Annotated in this window: 15 protein-coding genes; 10 read left to right on the forward strand and 5 right to left on the reverse strand. The window is 42.4% G+C overall.

From position 1 onward, the window contains the following. Positions 1–282: 282 nt before the first annotated feature. Positions 283–1,902 carry an MBL fold metallo-hydrolase RNA specificity domain-containing protein gene (locus tag ACTNB8_RS14480; RefSeq protein ID WP_441055808.1) on the forward strand — a complete coding sequence of 540 codons (1,620 nt, stop codon included), beginning with the start codon at positions 283–285 and terminating at the stop codon, positions 1,900–1,902. Between the two features lie 326 nt (positions 1,903–2,228). On the opposite strand, the gene ACTNB8_RS14485 is transcribed toward ACTNB8_RS14480, so the two are convergent. Beyond that, positions 2,229–2,474 carry a TIGR03905 family TSCPD domain-containing protein gene (locus ACTNB8_RS14485; protein ID WP_296157519.1) on the reverse strand — a complete coding sequence of 82 codons (246 nt, stop codon included), beginning with the start codon at positions 2,472–2,474 and terminating at the stop codon, positions 2,229–2,231. A gap of 228 nt (positions 2,475–2,702) precedes the next feature. On the opposite strand from ACTNB8_RS14485, the gene ACTNB8_RS14490 reads away from it, so the two are divergent. The 9 genes from ACTNB8_RS14490 to ACTNB8_RS14530 all read left to right on the forward strand — a co-directional run bounded on the left by ACTNB8_RS14490 (position 2,703) and on the right by ACTNB8_RS14530 (position 15,329). After that, positions 2,703–3,407, forward strand: coding sequence for a 5'-methylthioadenosine/adenosylhomocysteine nucleosidase (locus ACTNB8_RS14490; protein ID WP_441055811.1), 705 nt, complete (start codon positions 2,703–2,705; stop codon positions 3,405–3,407). Positions 3,408–3,471: 64 nt separating this feature from the next. After that, positions 3,472–3,837 carry a hypothetical protein gene (locus ACTNB8_RS14495; RefSeq protein ID WP_441055813.1) on the forward strand — a complete coding sequence of 122 codons (366 nt, stop codon included), beginning with the start codon at positions 3,472–3,474 and terminating at the stop codon, positions 3,835–3,837. Positions 3,838–3,864: 27 nt separating this feature from the next. Further along, the gene (locus tag ACTNB8_RS14500) at positions 3,865–5,037 is read left to right on the forward strand and encodes a class I SAM-dependent methyltransferase (protein ID WP_441055815.1); all 1,173 of its coding nucleotides are present in this window, start codon (positions 3,865–3,867) and stop codon (positions 5,035–5,037) included. Between the two features lie 6 nt (positions 5,038–5,043). Then, positions 5,044–7,491 carry a hypothetical protein gene (locus tag ACTNB8_RS14505; RefSeq protein ID WP_441055817.1) on the forward strand — a complete coding sequence of 816 codons (2,448 nt, stop codon included), beginning with the start codon at positions 5,044–5,046 and terminating at the stop codon, positions 7,489–7,491. 20 nt (positions 7,492–7,511) lie between these two features. Then, positions 7,512–9,002 carry a UDP-glucose--hexose-1-phosphate uridylyltransferase gene (galT, locus tag ACTNB8_RS14510; protein ID WP_441055819.1) on the forward strand — a complete coding sequence of 497 codons (1,491 nt, stop codon included), beginning with the start codon at positions 7,512–7,514 and terminating at the stop codon, positions 9,000–9,002. Between the two features lie 267 nt (positions 9,003–9,269). Continuing rightward, positions 9,270–11,261 (forward strand): beta-propeller domain-containing protein, encoded by a 1,992-nt coding sequence (locus tag ACTNB8_RS14515; RefSeq protein ID WP_441055821.1) that lies wholly within the window; start codon positions 9,270–9,272, stop codon positions 11,259–11,261. 83 nt (positions 11,262–11,344) lie between these two features. Then, positions 11,345–12,736, forward strand: a complete 1,392-nt coding sequence (gene asnS, locus ACTNB8_RS14520; protein WP_441055823.1) for an asparagine--tRNA ligase — start codon at positions 11,345–11,347, stop codon at positions 12,734–12,736. A 14-nt stretch (positions 12,737–12,750) separates the two neighbouring features. Then, positions 12,751–13,827: a metallophosphoesterase family protein gene (locus tag ACTNB8_RS14525; protein ID WP_441055825.1), complete on the forward strand. Its 1,077-nt coding sequence runs from the start codon at positions 12,751–12,753 to the stop codon at positions 13,825–13,827. Beyond that, positions 13,824–15,329 (forward strand): hypothetical protein, encoded by a 1,506-nt coding sequence (locus tag ACTNB8_RS14530; protein WP_441055827.1) that lies wholly within the window; start codon positions 13,824–13,826, stop codon positions 15,327–15,329. Before ACTNB8_RS14525 ends, ACTNB8_RS14530 begins: the two co-directional genes overlap by 4 nt. 65 nt (positions 15,330–15,394) lie before the next feature. Here the strand turns inward: ACTNB8_RS14530 and ACTNB8_RS14535 are convergent, their stop codons facing one another. From ACTNB8_RS14535 to murC, 4 genes are all read right to left on the reverse strand, one after another. Next, entirely contained in the window at positions 15,395–16,579 is a 1,185-nt protein-coding gene (locus ACTNB8_RS14535) for a ribose-phosphate pyrophosphokinase (RefSeq protein ID WP_441055829.1), read from the reverse strand. Between the two features lie 27 nt (positions 16,580–16,606). Then, on the reverse strand, positions 16,607–17,590 hold the full coding sequence (locus ACTNB8_RS14540) for an ATP-binding protein (RefSeq protein ID WP_441055831.1): 984 nt from the start codon (positions 17,588–17,590) through the stop codon (positions 16,607–16,609). A gap of 12 nt (positions 17,591–17,602) precedes the next feature. Then, entirely contained in the window at positions 17,603–18,640 is a 1,038-nt protein-coding gene (locus tag ACTNB8_RS14545; RefSeq protein ID WP_441055833.1) for a DnaD domain protein, read from the reverse strand. 344 nt (positions 18,641–18,984) lie between these two features. Further along, on the reverse strand, positions 18,985–20,364 hold the full coding sequence (gene murC / locus ACTNB8_RS14550) for a UDP-N-acetylmuramate--L-alanine ligase (RefSeq protein ID WP_441055835.1): 1,380 nt from the start codon (positions 20,362–20,364) through the stop codon (positions 18,985–18,987). Positions 20,365–20,557 lie beyond the last annotated feature (193 nt).

The following is a 20,557-nucleotide window of genomic DNA, read 5'->3' on the forward strand; positions in this document are numbered from 1 at the left end:
ACGGCATAAAGTAATCCGATGAAAAATCCATCAGAATAATTTATGCTGTGCCCCTTTTTAATTTGATTGAATGTGGCATGGTATAGGACCAGATAAAATGCCGGATAACACCCTGGCTCTGCTTTTTTCTGCCATAGTATGTAAGAGAAGATGCTGGTGGCAAGTTCTCAGTATGCAAATTAGACTTTTTTTACAAAAAGACTGTAAAAAACAGGGGGAATCATGTATAATAATTACAAATATAATGTATTGTAATTATTATCTGAAAAAGGGGGCTTGCATATGAAGATAACCTTTATAGGAGCAGCGCATGAGGTAACGGGAAGCTGTTATTATCTGGAGGCAGCCGGAAAGAAATTCCTGGTAGACTGCGGAATGGAACAGGGGCCTGATTATTATGAAAATAAGGATATACCTGTAAATCCCGGAGAACTTGATTTTGTACTTCTGACACATGCACATATGGATCATTCGGGAAATCTTCCGGCAATCTATGCAAAAGGTTTCCAGGGATCAATATACGCAACAGATGCAACCTGTCATCTGTGTGACATCATGCTTCGAGACAGTGCACATATTCAGATGTTTGAAGCTGAATGGCGCAACCGTAAAGGGCGCCGCCAGGGCAAGCCGGAATTTGTACCTGCTTATACCATGGAAGATGCAATGGGAGTACTGCAGCATTTTGTTCCATGTCCGTATGAAAAGGTGATCACACCTGCACCTGGAATTTCAGTACGGTTTGTGGATGCAGGTCATCTTCTTGGTTCCGCAAGTATTGAAGTGACCATAAGAGAAGGGGATACCGAGAAAACAATCGTGTTCTCAGGAGATATCGGAAATATCAATCAGCCCCTGATCAAGGATCCGACATATCTTCATAAGGCTGATTATGTAGTTATGGAATCTACTTATGGGGACAGAAGCCATGGAGAAAGACCTGATTATGTTGGAATTCTGGCGGAAGTGATCCAGAGAACGTTTGACAGAGGCGGCAATGTGGTAATCCCATCGTTTGCTGTAGGCCGTACACAGGAAATGCTTTATTTTATACGCCAGATAAAAGAAGAAGACCGTGTGAAGGGACATGGAAATTTCAAGGTTTATGTGGACAGTCCGCTTGCAAATGATGCAACGACAATTTTTGGAGAACATCAGTATGACTGCTTTGATGAAGAAGCTATCGAGCTGATACATAAAGGAATCAATCCACTGACTTTCCCGGGACTGAAGATTTCCGTAACAAGTGACGATTCCCGTGCGATCAATTTCGATGAAGACTGTAAGGTTATTATTTCTGCCAGTGGCATGTGTGATGCAGGACGAATCAAGCATCATTTGAAACATAATCTCTGGAATGAAAAGTCTACGATACTTTTTGTTGGATATCAGGCTGTGGGAACACTGGGAAGAGCGCTTCTGGAGGGCGCAGATGAAGTGAAGCTTTTTGGTGAATCCATAAATGTGGCAGCTGAGATATGTCAGATGCCCGGAATCAGCGGCCATGCGGATGTGAACGGGCTGATCGACTGGATTAAGGCATTCAAAGAAAAACCGGCGAAAGTGTTTGTAACTCATGGTGAAGATACCGTAACAGAATTATTTGCACGACGGCTGCATGACGAACTTGAACTGGATACTATGGCACCATTCAGTGGCACTGTATATGATCTGGCAGCAGATGCCTGCGTATATGAAGCACAGGGCATAAAAATTACCAAAACATCTGTATCGCCCAAGGCGACCAGAGCAGCCAGAACATTCGAGAAACTGGTGGCAATGGGCCAGAGACTTATGTCTGTTATCCGCAAGAACGAAGGTGGAGCGAACAAAGATCTCGACCGCTTTGCAAGGGATATTCAGTCTCTCTGTGATAAGTGGGATAGAAATGACCTGAATTAATATGGAAAAAAAGTAACAGAAATAAGCAATCCCGGTGATCATGTATCTGTTCATGGATTCCGTGTGAAATAATCTGGAAGTACTAGGTTTCTGTCAATCTGCTAAGAGCAATACCATAAATAACAAAACTCGCCTTCGGCTCAGACATTGTTATTTATGGTATTAACGCAGATTTCCAGGAACTGAGTACTTCTGCAGATCATTTCAGGGAATCCAGAACCAGATACATGATCCCGGGATTTTTGTTTTCCGGATTTTTCAATATCTATAAAGAGAACAGATACAGAGCACCGGGGTGTACGTTTCTATATAATATTTTTTACTTATTATGCGTTCAGCGCTCCCTTAAGTGCTTTCGCCAGCTGATCAGGGCAGGAAGTAGGACGAAAACCACAGCGGATTCCCTCAAGTCTCTTGACAGCCTCAGCTGCATCCATGCCTTCTACCAGAGCGGCAACACCCTGCGTATTGCCGGAACAGCCTCCTTGAAACTTCACATCACGAACCTTTCCCTCATTATCAATTTCAAAAGAAATAGCACTGGAACAGACACCAGATGTTTTATATACCATAATTATAACCTCCTGTAAAAATGAAATCTGAATTGTATGTCTCGGGATTTGAATCCATATTACCTGTGAACAGTTACAAATCCACACCTCAGTATATCAGAAAGGAAAAAAAGTTTCCATATAAACAAAACATTTGTTATAATATTGCTGTAAATTAATTGTTGCACTTTATTAACAGCAACGAATAATCAACATTACAGATAGAAACCACAATGAGGAGAAAATAATATGAAACGAATTGGAATTATCGGTGCTATGGAAGTAGAAGTAGCTAACCTTAAAGAAAAGATGAAAGATGTACAGATCACACGCAAAGCCTCCATGGAATTTTATGCAGGAATACTTGAAGGCAAAAACGTAGTAGTAGTACGTTCCGGAATTGGAAAGATCAATGCGGCAGTATGTACACAGATCCTGATAGATGAATTCAAGGTAGAGGCAGTGATCAATACAGGAATTGCGGGAAGCCTGAATGCAGATATCAATATCGGAGATATTGTGATCTCCACTGACCTTGTGCATCATGATATGAATGCAGTTGCATTCGGATATCCTGTAGGACAGGTGCCGCAGATGGACGCATTTTCTTTCGAGAGTGATGAAGCACTTCGCAAAATTGCAGTTAAAGCCTGCAAAGATGTAAATCCTGATATTGAAGTATATGAAGGAAGAATTGCTTCGGGAGACCAGTTCGTTGCGGACCAGGCAGTTAAAGACCGTATTGTCAAAGACTTCGGGGCATATGCAGTAGAAATGGAAGGAGCATCTATTGCACATACAGCATACCTGAATCATATACCGTTTCTGGTAGTACGTGCGATTTCCGACAAAGCAGACGGAAGCGCAGAGATGGATTATCCTACATTTGAGGCAATGGCAGCAGAACACAGTGTCAAAATGACCCTTCGTATCCTGAAAGACATTCAGGGATAATCTGCACACAGGAAAAAACGGTGCATAAACTATTATAGAATGCAGAAAGAACAGGAGTCGTTCCATGTATTATGATGAATTCTTTCCATTTTATAAAGTATATGCTGCACCGGGATTTTATAGTGGAGAAAGAATACAGGAGCGGGAATTTGCGCTTATGAAATCTTTCTATCCGGAGACTGCCAGAAAAATCCAGCAGAAAGTTGAAGAAGAATGCCAGCTGCTGGATTATGAGGGAAGCCGCCTTTATGATGAATATCCGGATAAATTTATGATGTACCGGCTGTTCAGCCATATCAAAAAGGATATACAGGGAGAACTGGAGATTCAGGAGATATCAGATGCATTTCTGGATGATCTGATCCAGGTGATCCTTTATCAGGAAATATCCAGAAGAAGATGCAGACGCAGAAGGTGCAGAGGATACTGAAAATCAGTAACAGAAAGAAATTGATGAATGAAGACATTACAGAATTTTTTGGAAGAACAATTTAATGACGGAATGATGCTTGCTGTGCTGAGCGGCCAGAGAAACAAAGACAAAGATACCCCGGCCAAAGTCCGGATCCGCCCGGTAGAAATAAAAGGGGAGATATGTTATCAGGCAACAGCCACAGTAGGAACAAAAGCAGTTCACAAAAATTATACAGCTGATGAAGTAAAAGACTATATAAAAGACAGTCTCGAAAACGGTTTTTCTCAGCTGCAGATTCAGGGACAGAGCAGAGACGGAACTGTACTGGTGAGCAAAAAGGGCAGACAGACAATTAAAGTAAAACAGCATCAGCCACTGGAACCTGTAAAAATCATGGCACATAACCGTGTGAAAAAATATATCCTCAGAGAAGGGGTACCGGTACCGTTTCTGACAGATCTTGGTGTGATGAACAAAGAAGGAAAAGTTCATCAGCCGGCTTATGATAAATTCAGACAGATCAACCGTTTTCTGGAATTTATAGAGGATATACTTCCGGCTCTTTCCAGAGAACGGGAGATTACTATCTTGGATTTCGGATGCGGTAAGTCATATCTGACTTTTGCAATGTATTACTATCTGAAAGAATTACAGAATTATGATGTGAAAATCATCGGACTGGACCTGAAAGAAGATGTGATCAGGAAGTGTAACAAACTGGCACAGAAATATGGATATGAGAAACTTAAATTCCTTCATGGTGATATTGCAGATTATGAAGGCGTGCAGAAAGTGGACATGGTAGTAACGCTTCATGCCTGCGACAAAGCCACAGATTATGCACTTGCGAAAGCGGTAGAGTGGGACGCAGAAGTGATACTTTCTGTACCCTGCTGTCAGCATGAACTGAACAGTCAGATAAAAAACGAACTTCTGGCACCTGTGCTGAAATACGGAATACTGAAAGAACGTATGTCGGCACTTATTACAGATGGAATTCGTGCGGAACTTCTGGAATCAAAAGGTTATCATACCCAGATACTTGAATTTATTGATATGGAACATACGCCGAAGAATCTTCTGATCCGTGCAGTAAAAACAGGTAAACCCCGGACATCAGCCGGTCTGAATAAACTGACAGAGGCAATTAATGGAAAACTTACCTTGGAAAAACTTCTGTACCCACAGGGACTGGCGGAAAAGAAAGGAGTATAGGAAACCATGAAAAAAATTCTTGGAAGGTTTTTGATACTTCTTATAGTCTTTGTGCTGGGAGTTGCAGGGACTGCGTTTCTAATGAATAATGAGACAACAGACGACAGATCGGATATGAATAATCCCACATTACCGGAAGTGATGGTTGATTTTGACGGAACCATCAGTAACCGTATGTACGGTTACAGGCAGCAGATGGAAGCTGATTTTGTCAGAGACAGCGTGACACCTTTGGATACCACCAGAAAATTATCGCTGGCCATTAATCCTTATGACTCAAAGGTAAAAAGCCTTTCTTATGAGATCAGAACATCAGACGGGACAAAGGTTCTTGAAAACAGAAAAATCAAAAAACTTAAGAACTCTGATAATTATCTGAGAGCAGATATAGAAATCAGTTCAGGAATGCTGATGAATCAGGAATATTCACTTCAGATTACGCTTGATACAGATAATGGAGATGCATATTACTATACAAGGCTGGTATCTCGTTCCTCTACGAATACGGCACAGTATGTACAGTTTGTGAGTGACTTTGCACAGATGTGCATGGACAAGAATTCCGCAGATAATCTGGCGGATTATCTGGAATCAGCAGAAAACAGTACAAGAAATTTTGCGGACATTTCCATTAAGTCACCACTTTCAGATATCAGCTGGGGAAATCTGAATCCGCAGATTTCCAAAAAAGGAATTCCAGTGATCAAAGATATCAATGAGACCACGGCAAGTATTTCTCTGGAATACGAAATCTCTGCAAAAGATGACAGCGGACAGACTGAATACTATAATGTTACAGAATTTTACAGAATGCGTTATACAGAATCGAGAATACGACTTCTTGATTTTGAGCGTTCTGCAACACAGGTGTTTGATCCCAATCTGTCTGTTATCAGTGACAGCGGACTTCTTCTGGGAGTGCGGGACAAAAATGTGGAAACTGTAACGAATGAAGCTGAAACAGTAACAGCATTCTGCCAGGATGGCGATCTGTGGTCCTATGCACCGGATACCGGAAAGTTTGTTAATATTTTTACTTTCAGGAAAAGTGATAACAGTGACGTTCGTGATTCAAGAGTTGTACATGACATCAAGCTGCTGAGCGTGGAAGATGATGGAGATGTGAACTTCATGGTCCTTGGTTATATGAACCGTGGAATTCATGAGGGATACTGTGGTGTGGGAATTTATCATTACAGTAATGATCAGAATGTTGTAGAAGAAAAAGTATTTATACCGAGCACCAGATCTTATGAATTTCTGAAATCTGATCTCGGCACGCTGTCATATGTCAGCAGTAATAATCAGCTGTTTCTGCTTCTTTCCGGCAAGCTTTATCAGATCAATATTGATGAAAGCAATTATGAAATCCTTGAAGAAGGAATCAAAGAGAGTGAGTTTGCTGTTTCAGAAACAAATGCGCATGCAGCATGGCGGATCCAGGAGGGCGAGCAGGCAGGACAGATCAGGGAGATTGATTTTGATTCTCTTGCGACCCGGGATATTGCACCAGATAACGGACAACAGCTGAGAATTCTTGGCTTTATGAATGAAGATATAGTTTATGGAGCTGTTCAGGACGGAGATTCGCTGACCGATGAAAATGGTCATACAACAGAAGGAATTACAACACTGCGTATAGAAGGTTTTGACGGTACTGTAAAAAAGGAGTATCATCAGGATGGATTATATCTGACCAACGTGACAGTGGGAAGTTCACTGATTGAATTCAATCTGTCAGAAAAAACGGGAAATTCTTATACAGCAAAGAAAAATGACAACATTATGAACAACAGTTCGGAAGCAGTAGTTCAGGCATCTGTGGAACAGACAAGCTCAGACAGAAAGGGTGTAATAGTGCGGCTGGTATTCAGTGAGGCACCAGGTTCAGACAAACCGCTGATCCTTCAGTCCAAGATGAAAAATGTCGGAGAAAGAACAGTGAAACTGCCTTCAGATGCTGTCAGTCAGGAAACCTATTATGTATATGCCCATGGAGGGCTGGACAGTACATGGACAGATCCGGCACAGGCTGTTCTCAGGGCAGATGCAGGAACCGGCGTAGTTCTGAACCGTGAGCAGCAATATGTCTGGGAACGTGGAAATATGAAAACACAGCTGACACTGAATACAGAGGATATTCCGGAAATCATAAGATCCGGTTCATGGGATAAAGCCACTCTTCAGGAGGGACTCGGGGACAAAGGAACAGTGATTGACCTTACAGGCTGTTCTCTGGAAAATATTCTCTATGAAATCAGTGCACAGAGGGCTGTTATTGCCAAGACAGGGGCAGATTCCAGCGTAGTAATTGTAGGATATGATGAGTACAACACATATCTCCTGGATCCGTCTACCCAGGAAGTAAAACCGTACGGAATGAATGACAGTACTGCACTTTTCCAGAAGGCGGGAAATGTATTTATTACGTATCTGGACAATAACCAAAAATAAATAGCAGGGGGACAAAAAGCATGTTAAGCAAAAGCATTGCAAAATTAGTACAGTACGGAGTAGAAACAGGGCTTGTACCTGAGTGTGAAAAAAACTATACAGTAAATCTTCTTCTTGATGTTTTTAAAGAAGATGAGTATACAGAGCCGGAAGAGACATTTCATGCTGTTGATCTGGAGGAAACGCTGGATGAACTGCTCGATGAGGCAGTGAAAAGAAACCTGATCGAGGACAGCATCGTATATCGTGATCTTTTTGACACAAGAATCATGAACTGCCTGATGCCGAGACCTGCACAGGTTCAGAAAGAATTCTGGGACAAATATAAAAACAGTCCGCAGGAAGCTACTGATTATTTTTATAAATTAAGTCAGGACAGCAACTATATCCGTCGTTATCGTGTAAAAAAAGATCAGAAATGGAAAGTGGACAGCCCATATGGAGAAATTGATATTACAATCAATCTTTCCAAACCCGAAAAAGACCCGAAGGCAATCGCAGCAGCCAGAAATGCAAAGACAAGCAGTTATCCGAAATGTCTTCTGTGTCCCGAAAACGAAGGCTATGCAGGAAGAGTAAATCATCCTGCACGACAGAACCACAGAATTATCCCGATTACAATTAATGATACACCGTGGGGATTCCAGTACTCCCCATATGTGTATTACAATGAGCACTGTATTGTATTTAACAGCTGTCATACACCGATGAAGATTGAAAGAAATGCATTCATCAAACTGTTTGATTTTGTTAAACTTTTCCCGCATTATTTCCTTGGATCCAATGCTGACCTGCCAATCGTTGGAGGTTCTATCCTGAGCCACGATCATTTCCAGGGAGGTCATTATACTTTTGCAATGGCAAAAGCGGGGATAGAACAGCATGTGACTATTCCGGGCTATGAAGATGTGGAAGCAGGAATTGTAAAATGGCCGTTATCTGTTCTTCGTATCCGTCACAAAGATTCTGACAGACTGGTAGATCTTGCAACTCATGTGCTGGAAGTATGGAGAGGATATACTGATGAGGCTGCTTTTGTTTTTGCAGAAACAGATGGTGAACCACACAATACCATTACTCCTATTGCCCGCAAAGTCGGAGATATGTATGAACTGGATCTGACACTGAGAAACAATATTACAACAGAAGAACATCCACTTGGTGTTTATCATCCGCATGCACAGTATCACCACATCAAAAAAGAAAATATCGGTCTGATAGAGGTTATGGGACTGGCTGTTCTTCCTGCCAGACTGAAAGAAGAGATGGAACTTCTGGAAGAATATATTCTGGAAGGCAAAGACATTGCTTCTGACGAAAAGATTGAGAAACATGCTGCATGGGCAAAGGAATTTCTTCCGAAATATCCGGATATCAACAAAGATAATGTTCATGAGATCCTTCAGAAAGAAATTGGAATTGTATTTACCCATGTACTGGAAGACGCAGGTGTATACAAATGCACACCGGAAGGCCGTCAGGCATTTATGAGATTTATTGAAAAACTGTAACTGTTCAGTACCTTACAGTTGCGAAAAACTTCAAACTTGCTGCATAGAATTGTGAAAAAGACTCCGACTGAAATCATGATATGTACCCTCTTTACTGGTTGTCCAGTAAAGAGGGTACATATCAATCAGCCGGGGTCTTTCTGACTGTTATGTGATTTTTTTGACACTGATCCGGACAGAAAAATTTTACAGGAGTGCAACATTTCTGTGTTATGATGACATTAATATATAGAAGCATAAAATGATGCAAAAAGAAAGGAGGCCAATATGTTAAATAAAAAAATGATTTCCATAACAGCAGCGGCTATTCTGGCAATGACTCCTGCCATAGCTGTCAGGGCAGAAGGCGTGTCACAGAATGAGAAAAGCACAGAGACAGAAGATACTACAGAAAGTGCGTCAGAAGAAAGAGCAGCTGACACCGAACCGGTCAGCGGGATTGCTCATGCAAAAAGTTACGAGGAACTTTATGATGTGCTTCAGAAATGGCAGGAAAATCTATCTTCGGGAAACACCAATGCAAGAGTTATGATGATCGAAGAAACAGCCATGGATGCGGCTGCCAGCTCGGATACTGCGTCCTCGGACAGCATGACTGCTTCAAAATCCGATGATCCGATCGACACGGCATTCGACTATGATGAGACAGCAGCAGAAGGAGATTTTTCCTCCACAAATACACAGGAAGAGAATGTTGATGAAGCTGATATTGTCAGGACGGACGGCACTTATATTTATGCAATGGGAAGCAGAGGCGATGTACGGATCGTTGATGCAAAGTCCATGAAACTGGCAGGAGAAATCCAGGGAGAGAACAGTTCAGATTATAAAGAAATGTATGTTGACGGTGGATGTCTGCAGATCATCTGTCAGAAAGAAAACTATATAACTTACAAAGATGAGCTGGAACTTCCATCTGCTGACAGCTCAGAAAGCATACGATCCAGCTGCAGCGTGCCAATAATCACCGTTTCTGTGGAAACCTATGATATTACAGACAGAGCCAATCCGAAAAAAACAGGTACTTACCAGCAGGACGGATATTATCTTTCTTCGAGAAGAAACAATGGGAAATTATATCTATTTACTTCTTATACACCGGATACAGGCAAAAATTCAGATCAGATCCAGTACTATGTGCCAAGAACCAATGAAGAATATATAGACTGTGACCATATTTATTTCCCTGTTGAAGATCCCTCAGAGAATTATTCCGGCAGCCAGATGGCATACTTAGTGGCTGGAGCAATTGCGGCAGAATATCCGGATAAAGCAACAGACATCATGGCTGTGGTCAGCGGTGCGGAGACTTTTTATGTCAGCGAAAATAACATATATTCAGCAGTGTCCGTATATAACCAGAAAGAAAACAGAACAGAAATCGTAAGGATCGGATACGAAAACGGTAAATTTAAAGATGGAAGTACAGGTTCTGTTTCCGGCGAACTGAATAATAATTTTTCCATGGATGAATATGACGGAAATCTCAGGGTGGTTACCACAACGGAAAGCTGGGGAGAAGACTACAGCGATTTTTCCAGAAGCAACGGTCTTTATGTCTTGAATAATAAGATGGAAACCATTGGAAAGATTGAAAATCTGGCAGAAGGTGAGGAGATAAAATCTGCCCGTTTCATGGGAAAAACAGGTTATTTTGTTACTTACAGAAACACAGATCCGCTTTTTGCGGTTGATCTTTCCGAGCCGGAAGAGCCGGAGATTCTGGGAGAACTGAAAATTACCGGATTTTCGGAATATCTTCATTTTTATGGAGAAAATCAGCTGCTTGGAATTGGCTGGGAGACAGATCCTGATACAGGAAGCACAGAGGGGCTGAAATGTTCAATGTTTGATATCAGCGATCCGGCAGATATCAGAGAAACAGATCGTTTCGTACTGAAAGACACTTCTTTCTGTGATGCGCTTTCAAACTACAGATCGATACTTGTGGCACCGAAGAAAAATATTTTCGGATTTGCTTATGGTATGTTTGGAAGTTATAACAACAGTTACGACTCAGGCGAGCGATATTATTATGCTGTTTTTAATTACAGTGAAGATGAAGGATTTTTGCCGGCCACATATCTGAATCTGAACGACTGCGGACTTTTTGAAGACGGTATCAGTTACAGCGATTATCAGACTATGAGAGGCATTTACATTAAAGATGTATTTTATCTGGTAACACAGAACGGAATTATCTCTTACGACATGAATGATGATTATTCTCACTCAGATACACTAAAATGGAAAAAATAAGTATGCTGACCTTGCAGTAATCCGTTGAATAGTCTATACTAGAAAGCAATTGGATGAGAAAAGAAAACAGAGAGGTATAGATTATGAAGCTTACAACCGTAAGAGAGATTTACAAAGACAGAGAAAAATATCTGGATCAGGAAGTGACAGTAGGAGGATGGGTCCGCAGTGTACGTGGCTCCAAGGCTTTTGGATTTATCGTACTTCACGATGGAACATACTTTGAGACACTTCAGGTGGTTTACCATGACAATATGGAGAATTTTGCCGAGATCAGCAAACTGAATGTAGGTGCTGCCATCATCGTAAAGGGTACTCTGGTTGCAACACCGGAGGCTAAACAGCCATTTGAGATCCAGGCAACAGAAGTACAGGTAGAGGGCGCATCCGCACCGGATTACCCGCTTCAGAAGAAACGTCATACACTTGAGTATCTGAGAACAATGACACATTTAAGACCGAGAACAAATACATTCCAGGCAGTTTTCCGTGTACGTTCTCTTTGTGCATATGCTATTCACAAATTTTTCCAGGAAAAAGGATTTGTTTACGTTCATACTCCACTGATCACAGGAAGTGACTGTGAGGGTGCGGGAGAAATGTTCCAGGTAACAACCCTTGATATGAAAAATCCTCCGCTGAACGAGGACGGCAGTGTTGATTACAGCCAGGATTTCTTCGGAAAAGAGACAAACCTGACAGTAAGTGGTCAGCTGAATGGTGAGACATATGCGCAGGCATTCCGCAATATTTATACATTCGGACCGACTTTCCGTGCTGAGAATTCCAACACTACACGTCATGCTGCAGAGTTCTGGATGATCGAGCCGGAATGTGCATTCGCAGACCTTGATGATAATATGGATCTGGCTGAGGAGATGCTTAAATATATTATCCGCTATGTACTTGAGAATGCACCGGAAGAGATGAATTTCTTCAATTCCTTTATTGACAAGGGACTGCTGGATCGCCTGAACCATGTGGTAAATTCTGAATTCGGTCATGTAACATATACAGAAGCTATCGAACTTCTGGAGAAAAACAACGACAAATTTGATTATAAGGTATTCTGGGGCTGCGATCTTCAGACGGAGCATGAGCGCTATCTGACAGAACAGATATTCAAGAAACCAGTATTTGTAACAGATTATCCGAAGGAGATTAAGGCCTTCTACATGAAACAGAACGAAGATGGCAAGACTGTTGCAGCTATGGACTGTTTGGTACCTGGAATCGGTGAGATCATTGGAGGAAGCCAGAGAGAGGACGACTACGACAAGCTGAAAACACGTATGGACGAGCTTGGACTGAAAGCAGAAGATTATCAGTTCTATATGGATCTTCGTAAATATGGTTCTACCCGTCATTCCGGATATGGTCTTGGATTTGAGCGTTGTGTCATGTATCTGACAGGTATGGGAAATATCCGTGACGTAATCCCATTCCCGAGAACTGTAAACAACTGTGATTTATAAGGAGTAATTACTGAATGATAAGATTTATTCATCTTGCAGATGTACATCTGGGGGCAGTGCCTGACAGGGGCTGTCCGTGGAGTCATGAGCGGGAAGAAGAAATCTGGGACACATTCCGCCGGGTAATTGCGGGCATCCGCAAGAATCCGGTGGATTTGTTATTTATAGCCGGAGATCTTTTTCACCGTCAGCCGCTTCCTGGTGAGCTGGAAGAGGTGAACAGTCTTTTTGCGTCCATTCCGGACACAAGAGTTTTTCTGATGGCGGGAAGTCATGATTATATCCGAAAAGAATCTTTTTACAGAGATTTCAGGTGGGAATCAAATGTGACCTTTTTCAGGGGAGAAACACCGGAATGTGTGGAAATCCCCGAAAAAAATGTTTTTGTATATGGGATGAGCTATGAGCATCCGGAGATTTCCGAGCCTGTATATAACAGTATGAGACCTCAGCAGAAACCAGGCTTTCATGTTCTGCTTGCGCATGGAGGCGATGAGAGTCATATTCCAATGGATTTTGCGGCCCTGACAAAAGCTGGATTTGATTATCTTGCGTTGGGATATTACCATTCACCACAGATTATCATGAGAGACCGGGCATTGTATGCAGGGGCACTGGAACCTACAGACAGCAATGATACGGGGGAACATGGGTTTATAGAAGGCGAATATGAACAGGGAATACTGAAGACGAGACTGGTTCCTTTTGCCTGCCGTTCGTATCAGAACCTTGTGCTGACAGTGAGGGAAGAATCAAGTCAGTACTCACTGGAAGAAATGCTTCGTAACGATATCATGAAACGTGGTGGAAAAAATATGTACAGAATCGTTATCAGAGGCAGACGTTCACCGGAAACACGTTTTCTTGGTGAACGGTTAAAAAACATGGGAAATATTGTGGAAGTTCTCGATGAATCCAGGCCATCCTATGATCTTGAGGAACTGCGGCGGAAATACCGTGGTACACTGATCGGTGATTATATTGAATATTTCCGGCAAAAAGAAGACTCAGTCGTGGAAAAGAAAGCTCTGTATCACGGCTTGCAGGCTCTTCTGGATGCAGCGGTGTTTACGGGAGACAGGAAAAAATGAAAATCAATCGTGTGGAAATAAAAGAATACGGCAGATTCCACAACCGTATGATTGAGTTTGCAGAGGGACTGAATGTATTGCCCGGAATCAGAAAAGAAGAGCAGATGGCAATACATGCTTTTATCAGACAGATGCTTTATGGCAGACCAAAATCCCAGACAGGACAGACAGAAAAAGAAGCTGTTGGTGAAGGTATCATCTGGTTTGAAGCCGGTGGAAAGAAGTTCCGGCTTACCAGAAGCTTCACGGAAACAGAAGATACAGGAGAACTGTTCTGCGAGACAAGTGGAGAAATACTGAATGCACAGCAGGACAAAATAGACAGTGTGCTTGGTGATATCAGTGAGAGTATATTTGACAATGCAGTTTATGTTACAGCGCTGAAAAATCCATCCGGTTCTTCACTGGTACGAGAGATACAGAATTACATTAAAAGTTCTGTTGGAACAGGTGACGGGAATCTGGAACTGGGGCGTACCATGCAGATGCTCAAAATGTCGAGGAAAGGTTACCAGGTACAGATGGAGCGTGACCGCAAAGCGCAGACAGAGCAGCAGAAGCTGCTGGTTGGAGAAATGAAAAAGCTCCGCCGGGAAGCAGAGGATCTGGAAGAAGAGAAAGAACAGATACGTTCACAGGAGACTTCTCTCCGGATGACAGAGGCGGATAATGGAGAGAATATTCTTGATGAAAAAATCGCCGGACTTGAGAGAAAGAATTTTATTCAGACTACTGTGCTGATCATGACGGTCCTGCTGACTTTTGCAGGTGCACTGATTCTTGCAATGCAGATGCGAAGCCCGATATGGGCTGTAACAGTGGCGGCTGCGGGAATTCTGATTTCTCTGGCTGAGGGCGGTTTTCAGATGGGGACAGTGCGTGAACTTGAAAAAAGAAAGAGATATCGTAAGCGCTGGCTGAACCGTCAGGGTAAACTTAAAGAGAGCAGGGAAATTCTGGATGAAGAACAGAAAGAAAAAATAACTGCAATCACAAACCTTATGGAAGAGCACCAGGAGGCACAGGAGCATGCGCACATTCCGCTTGCGGAGGAACTTGAGATAGATTCCCTGAATCTTGCCATAGACACTATAAACAGGCTCTCAGGACGTATATGGAACCGCCTGGGAGAAGACATGCTTACAAAGGCATCTGAGATTCTTAATGATGTGACAGCAGGGAAATGCTGGGATATCATTTTTGACACAGGTTCTCATGTCAGTATTCATGCAGGAGAGGAAGAAATCCCGATTGAAAAACTGAACAGGGGAATGCTGGGACTTTTGTATTTTGCATTCTGCATGGCAGCAGGGACTGTAATGGCAGGGGAAGAAGAACTGCCTGTTATGATGGAAGATATATTCGGCATGTTCGGACAGGAACAGTTTTTGGCTGTTATGGGCTGGCTGGCAGTTTCAGGACGTCAGACTGCTGTATGTATCAGTCATACAGAAGAAGTGGAACTACTTCAGAAAGCAGGAATATCCTGTACTATATTATAAGACAATAAAAAGGCTGTTGTTTTACGGAGCACCGTAAGACAGCAGCCTTGTTACATATACGTGATTTATTTGTCGTAGCGTGCCATGTAATTGGTAACACAGCGTTTGATTCTGTCTACCGGGTTCAGCAGGTGGCTGACGGACATATCATGATTCAGGGTATCAATGATAAGAGCGATATATTTACTCATATCACAGCTGATATAATATGGCTTGGAAAGCAGGTCAGGAGCCTGATATACCAGGTTGGTTGTCAGCAGTTTGTCAAAGACACCGTCTTTGTATGCTTTGTCGAATTTGTCCATTCCATCAGTAAACAGACCGAATGTTGTGCAGATAAAGATCTTGCCTGCGCCACGTGCTTTAAGAAGAGATGCGATCTCCAGGATACTCTTTCCGGAGGAGATCATATCATCAATAAGGATAACATCTTTGCCCTCAAGCTTAGGTCCAAGGAATTCGTAAGCTGCGATCGGGTGACGACCATTTACACGTCTGCTGTAATCGAGACGTCTGTAGTACATACCCATATCAACACCGAGGACGTTGGCAAGGTAGATTGCTCTGCGCATGCTTCCTTCGTCAGGACTGATGATCATGAAGTGATCATTGTCAATATGAAGACCGTCTACATTGTTAAGAAGGGCTTTCAGGAACTGATAAGCCGGTTGGATTGTTTCAAATCCGTGAAGCGGAGTAGCATTCTGTACACGCGCATCGTGAGCATCAAAAGTGATAATATTCTCAACGCCCATTTTTGTGAGTTCCTGGAGTGCGGAAGCGCAGTCGAGGGATTCACGTCCGACACGTTTGCTCTGGCGGCTTTCATAGAGATAAGGCATAATAACGTTAACTCTGCGGGCTTTGCCTCCGATAGCTGCAATTGCACGTTTCAGATCCTGGAAATGGTCATCCGGGGACATGAGGTTTGTAAATCCGCTCATTGTATAAGTCATGCTGTGGTTGCATACATCAACCATAAGATAGATATCATCACCACGTACAGATTCGGAAATCTCACCTTTACCTTCACCGGAACCGAAACGTGGAGTCTTTACATCTACGATATAGGAATCTCTGCGATATCCTTCAAATGCAAATGAATTGATCTCATCATGCTCACGTTCGTTTCGCCATTTTACAAGCCACTCATTAACCTTTTCGCCAAGCGGACGACAACTCTCAAGCGGGATGAGACCAAGTCTTCCTACCGGGAGTGTGGTTAATTCTTTCGTGCTTTCCTGTGCCATTATTAAATTCCTCCTTGTTCTGAGATGTTATCTTGAAAATACTTTCTGAATACGAATATCATTGCCGATCAGTTTTATCATCTGATAATTACTTGCAATCCTCGAGAAAGTCCTTTCTGAATAAGTGGAAGAAAAATCTTCCAGTTTCAGATTGGTCGAAATGATCGTGGATTTCCGACGGGCAATGCGTTCGTTAATACATAAAAATAACTGAGAGGATACAAAACTGTTGGTCAGTTCTGTTCCAAGGTCATCAATGATCAGAAGATCACAGTCCAAAATAAATTCTTCTCCCGGATCTGTCTCTGATTTTCTTGAAAAGGCTGTCTGAGCAAGTCTGTCAAACAGATCAAATGCGGAAAAATAGAGAACGCAGTGGGAGCTTTCCAGAAGGTCATGGGCAATACAGTGCGAAAGAAAGGTCTTTCCGACACCTGTACTTCCATATAAAAAGAGATTCTGGAAACGGGAATCAAAATCCCTCACGAAGTTCCGTGCCATGTCATAGGCTCTTTTTGCGGTATCGCGGGCCGTCAGACCGGTTGCTTCGTTTTTCATTGTATCAGAATACCATTCAAAAGAAAAGTGGTCAAAATTTTCTTTTTGAAGAATTTCTGCAAGATTTGACTGTGTATAAAGCAGTTCAATCTCTGCTTTTTTGAAACAGGCACATTTGTGCCCATCTATATAACCTGTATCCTGGCAGGAAGGACAGAAATAATGAGGTTCCAGATAATCGGCAGGGAAACCGTTTTCCAGAAGAAGCGCGGTACGTTCTGCAGCGAGAGCGGCAACTTCTTCTTTAAGTTCGTCCACGCTCCCTGGTTTTCCGGAGAGCATAGAGCGAATTTTTTCGGCACTTAAGCCTGCCACTGTCTGGTCGATTTCCAGAAGCCGTGGAACCTTTGCAAATGCTTCTCTGCGATGCTCCTCCAGTACATGCTGAACCTGGGACTGTCTGCGGCTGTATTCCCGCATAATGATATCATATTGAAAATTCTGTAAAGCCACAAATATTCTCCTTTACTGATTAAGAAGATGCTTTTCATATTCATCAAAGTTGTATTCCCGCTGTTGGAAATTATTGAAGCGGTTTCCGGAAGAAGGCTGCTGTGCAGGCCTGGAGGCCTTTTTGCTCTGAACACGTCTGCGGTGTTCGGAATCCAGAGTCTGGATATCTTCCAGGGTTTTGACTTCTTTTTTCTTCCATCCTTCCAGAATCTTGTCTGCATACTGAAAACTTGCCTGGCCTGTCTGCAGTACAGTACGGTTACAGGCTTCCTGAATGATTTCTACAGAAAAACCATAAGTTTTGAGCCAGGTATCCATCAGACTGATCTCAGTATCTACGGGATTTCGGTTGGTGATGCCGAGAGATTTGAGGATAGAAAAATATTCCCGTGTATACCGGGAGCCGGATTTCTTGGCTTCCTCGACGGAAGTGATGCCTTCCTGAGTCCAGGCAAGGGCAACTGTTTCGATATATCGAATGCTTTTGTGGTTGCGGCTTACACAATACTCTATCAGATATTCGATGAGATCAGCAGGCATTCCCAGTCCGTCATAGAAAAACAGGATCTTCTGTATCTCTGTGGGTGAAAGTGCCTTGCCAAGGTACTGTTCTGCTATGTACAAAAGCTGTATGATGTCTTCATTTTGTTTCAGTTCATTTACTCTGTCAGGAGTCAGCGGTTCCGGTTTAAAAGAACGTATAGGTTCAGGAACAGATTCGGGTAAAGGTGACTGATCGTCTGCCGGCTGTTTTCCGGGTTCAGTGAAACTGATTCCGCAGAGTTTCCTGTTATCTGTAAAATCAAGAGAAAGAAGCCCCTGCTTTGACCAGTATTTCAGGGCACGCAAAATATCCCTCTCAGTACAGAGAAGGCGGTCGGCCATCTGCTCCAGGCTGAAAGAAACCGGCCCGGTGGAGAGCGCACGCAGAAGATAAATATACACTTTTACAAATTCTCCGTTAGCTTCCGGCATGTAATTATCAATAAAGGTATTGGATAAAAGGGTAACCCCGGACTGTAATGAATTTTGTAAGGTGATCATTGCCATGTAAAAACGCTCACTTTCTCATAAAAAAGTTACTGTCTGTTTTATTTACAGTAACTGTAAACATTCTGATTTGGAACACTTGGATTATAGCACAAGATTTTTCAAATGAGAATAGGATTTTTTCTGTGAAAAGTTTCCACAAAAGAAATGTGGATAATGTGGATAATGTGGAAAGCATTTTATTTTCATAATTATCGGTAAACCTCAAAAATCTCGATTTTTGTTGAATTAATGCGAAAAATCATGTCGCATAATGGGAAATTATGTAAATCAATTATGTAAAAAAAATCCACATGCCACACACTATGAAAAATGTGTATAAACATGTGGATAATGTGGATAACTTACTTTCCGAGGAGCTGTTCGCCAATGTTTACAACGTCTCCGGCCCCCATAGTTATCAACAGGTCGCCCTGTGTACAATTTTCAAGAAGAAAATTTTCGATTTCATCAAAAGTAGGGAAATATTCACATGGGGTTCCCAGTTTTTCGATTTCTTCCTGGAGATTTCGGGAAGAAATTCCAAGATTATCAGTTTCACGTGCTGCGTAGATATCAGCCAGTACAACATGATCTGCAAGTGTGAGGGCTTCTGCGAATTCAGGCATCAGAGCCTTGGTACGTGTGTAGGTATGAGGCTGAAAAACACACCAGATCTTTTTGTGTGGATAATTGGCTGCGGCTTTAAGGGTAGCTTTGATTTCTGTAGGATGATGAGCGTAATCATCAATTATGGTAACTCCTCCGACTTCTCCCTTATACTGGAAACGACGGTCTGTACCGGTGAATTCCCGGAGACCTTCCAGGATAACATCAGCAGAAAGTCCGAGAAGCTGTCCGACTGCAACAGAAGCCAGGGCATTGGAAACATTGTGGATTCCGGGAACTTTCAGGGAACAGGTGCCAAGCTCCTCGCCATTATGCAGCACTGTAAAAGAAGCATGGCCAAATTCATCATATACAATGTGGTCAGCTGTGTAATCAGCAGGCTTTTCAAGGCTGTAGGTAATTACTTTGCAGGAAAGCCCATCTGTGATTTTCTTATATTCCGGAGTATCTGCATTAATGACAAGAGCACCGTCATCAGGAAGAAGTTCTGCAAATTTGCGGAAAGAATGACGAATATCATCAATATCTTTGAAGAAATCCAGATGATCGGCATCCATATTAAGGATTACGCTGATCTTCGGGAAAAAGCTCAGAAAACTGTTTGTATATTCACAGGCTTCTGTAAGGAAAGTTTCCGACTGACCCACACGTATGTTTCCTCCGATTGCAGGAAGGATTCCGCCTACACTGATGGTAGGATCACATTTGCCTTTCAGAAGAATATGGGAGATCATGGAAGTAGTTGTTGTTTTTCCATGAGTTCCTGAAACAGCCACAGGAGTATCGTAGTTGCGCATGATCTGTCCGAGAAGTTCGGCTCTTGTGAGCATAGGAAGACCTTTTTCTTTTGCACAGGCAAATTCCGGATTCTCCGGGTGGATTGCAGCTGTATAAACAACCACCTGAACAGAGTCTTTAATATTGGAAGCACGCTGTCCATAATAAACAGTTGCACCTTTCTGCTCAAGAGTTCTGGTAAGCGGACTTTCTTTTGCGTCTGAGCCGGAAACCGTGAATCCCTCTTCCAGAAGAATTTCGGCCAGACCGCTCATACTGATACCGCCGATACCGATAAAATGTACGGCGAGTGGTTTATGAAAATCTATATGATACATAGTATAATCTCCTCTCTTTAAGTGGTTTTATTATACATCTATCGGGAAAAAATGAAAAGTGTTACTTTATTGTTGATCCTGCGTTACTGTTCACAGGTAATATTCCGCGAGGTGTTTTGCCATGAATATGGCAAAATCCCGAGACATACGGGGCAAAATCCCATCACCGAAGGTGATTTGGAATGGATTTTGA

This window comes from Blautia sp. HCP28S3_G10, assembly GCF_052065235.1.
Taxonomy (GTDB): domain Bacteria; phylum Bacillota; class Clostridia; order Lachnospirales; family Lachnospiraceae; genus Blautia_A.

Coding starts and splice junctions, on each gene's coding strand:
- ACTNB8_RS14480 (WP_441055808.1), top strand. CDS start 283: ATGAAGATAACCTTTATAGGAGCAGCGCATGAGGTAACGGGAAGCTGT.
- ACTNB8_RS14530 (WP_441055827.1), top strand. CDS start 13,824: ATGAAAATCAATCGTGTGGAAATAAAAGAATACGGCAGATTCCACAAC.
- ACTNB8_RS14515 (WP_441055821.1), top strand. CDS start 9,270: ATGTTAAATAAAAAAATGATTTCCATAACAGCAGCGGCTATTCTGGCA.
- ACTNB8_RS14525 (WP_441055825.1), top strand. CDS start 12,751: ATGATAAGATTTATTCATCTTGCAGATGTACATCTGGGGGCAGTGCCT.
- ACTNB8_RS14485 (WP_296157519.1), bottom strand. CDS start 2,474: ATGGTATATAAAACATCTGGTGTCTGTTCCAGTGCTATTTCTTTTGAA.
- ACTNB8_RS14545 (WP_441055833.1), bottom strand. CDS start 18,640: ATGGCAATGATCACCTTACAAAATTCATTACAGTCCGGGGTTACCCTT.
- ACTNB8_RS14505 (WP_441055817.1), top strand. CDS start 5,044: ATGAAAAAAATTCTTGGAAGGTTTTTGATACTTCTTATAGTCTTTGTG.
- murC (WP_441055835.1), bottom strand. CDS start 20,364: ATGTATCATATAGATTTTCATAAACCACTCGCCGTACATTTTATCGGT.
- ACTNB8_RS14495 (WP_441055813.1), top strand. CDS start 3,472: ATGTATTATGATGAATTCTTTCCATTTTATAAAGTATATGCTGCACCG.
- galT (WP_441055819.1), top strand. CDS start 7,512: ATGTTAAGCAAAAGCATTGCAAAATTAGTACAGTACGGAGTAGAAACA.
- asnS (WP_441055823.1), top strand. CDS start 11,345: ATGAAGCTTACAACCGTAAGAGAGATTTACAAAGACAGAGAAAAATAT.
- ACTNB8_RS14535 (WP_441055829.1), bottom strand. CDS start 16,579: ATGGCACAGGAAAGCACGAAAGAATTAACCACACTCCCGGTAGGAAGA.
- ACTNB8_RS14500 (WP_441055815.1), top strand. CDS start 3,865: ATGAAGACATTACAGAATTTTTTGGAAGAACAATTTAATGACGGAATG.
- ACTNB8_RS14490 (WP_441055811.1), top strand. CDS start 2,703: ATGAAACGAATTGGAATTATCGGTGCTATGGAAGTAGAAGTAGCTAAC.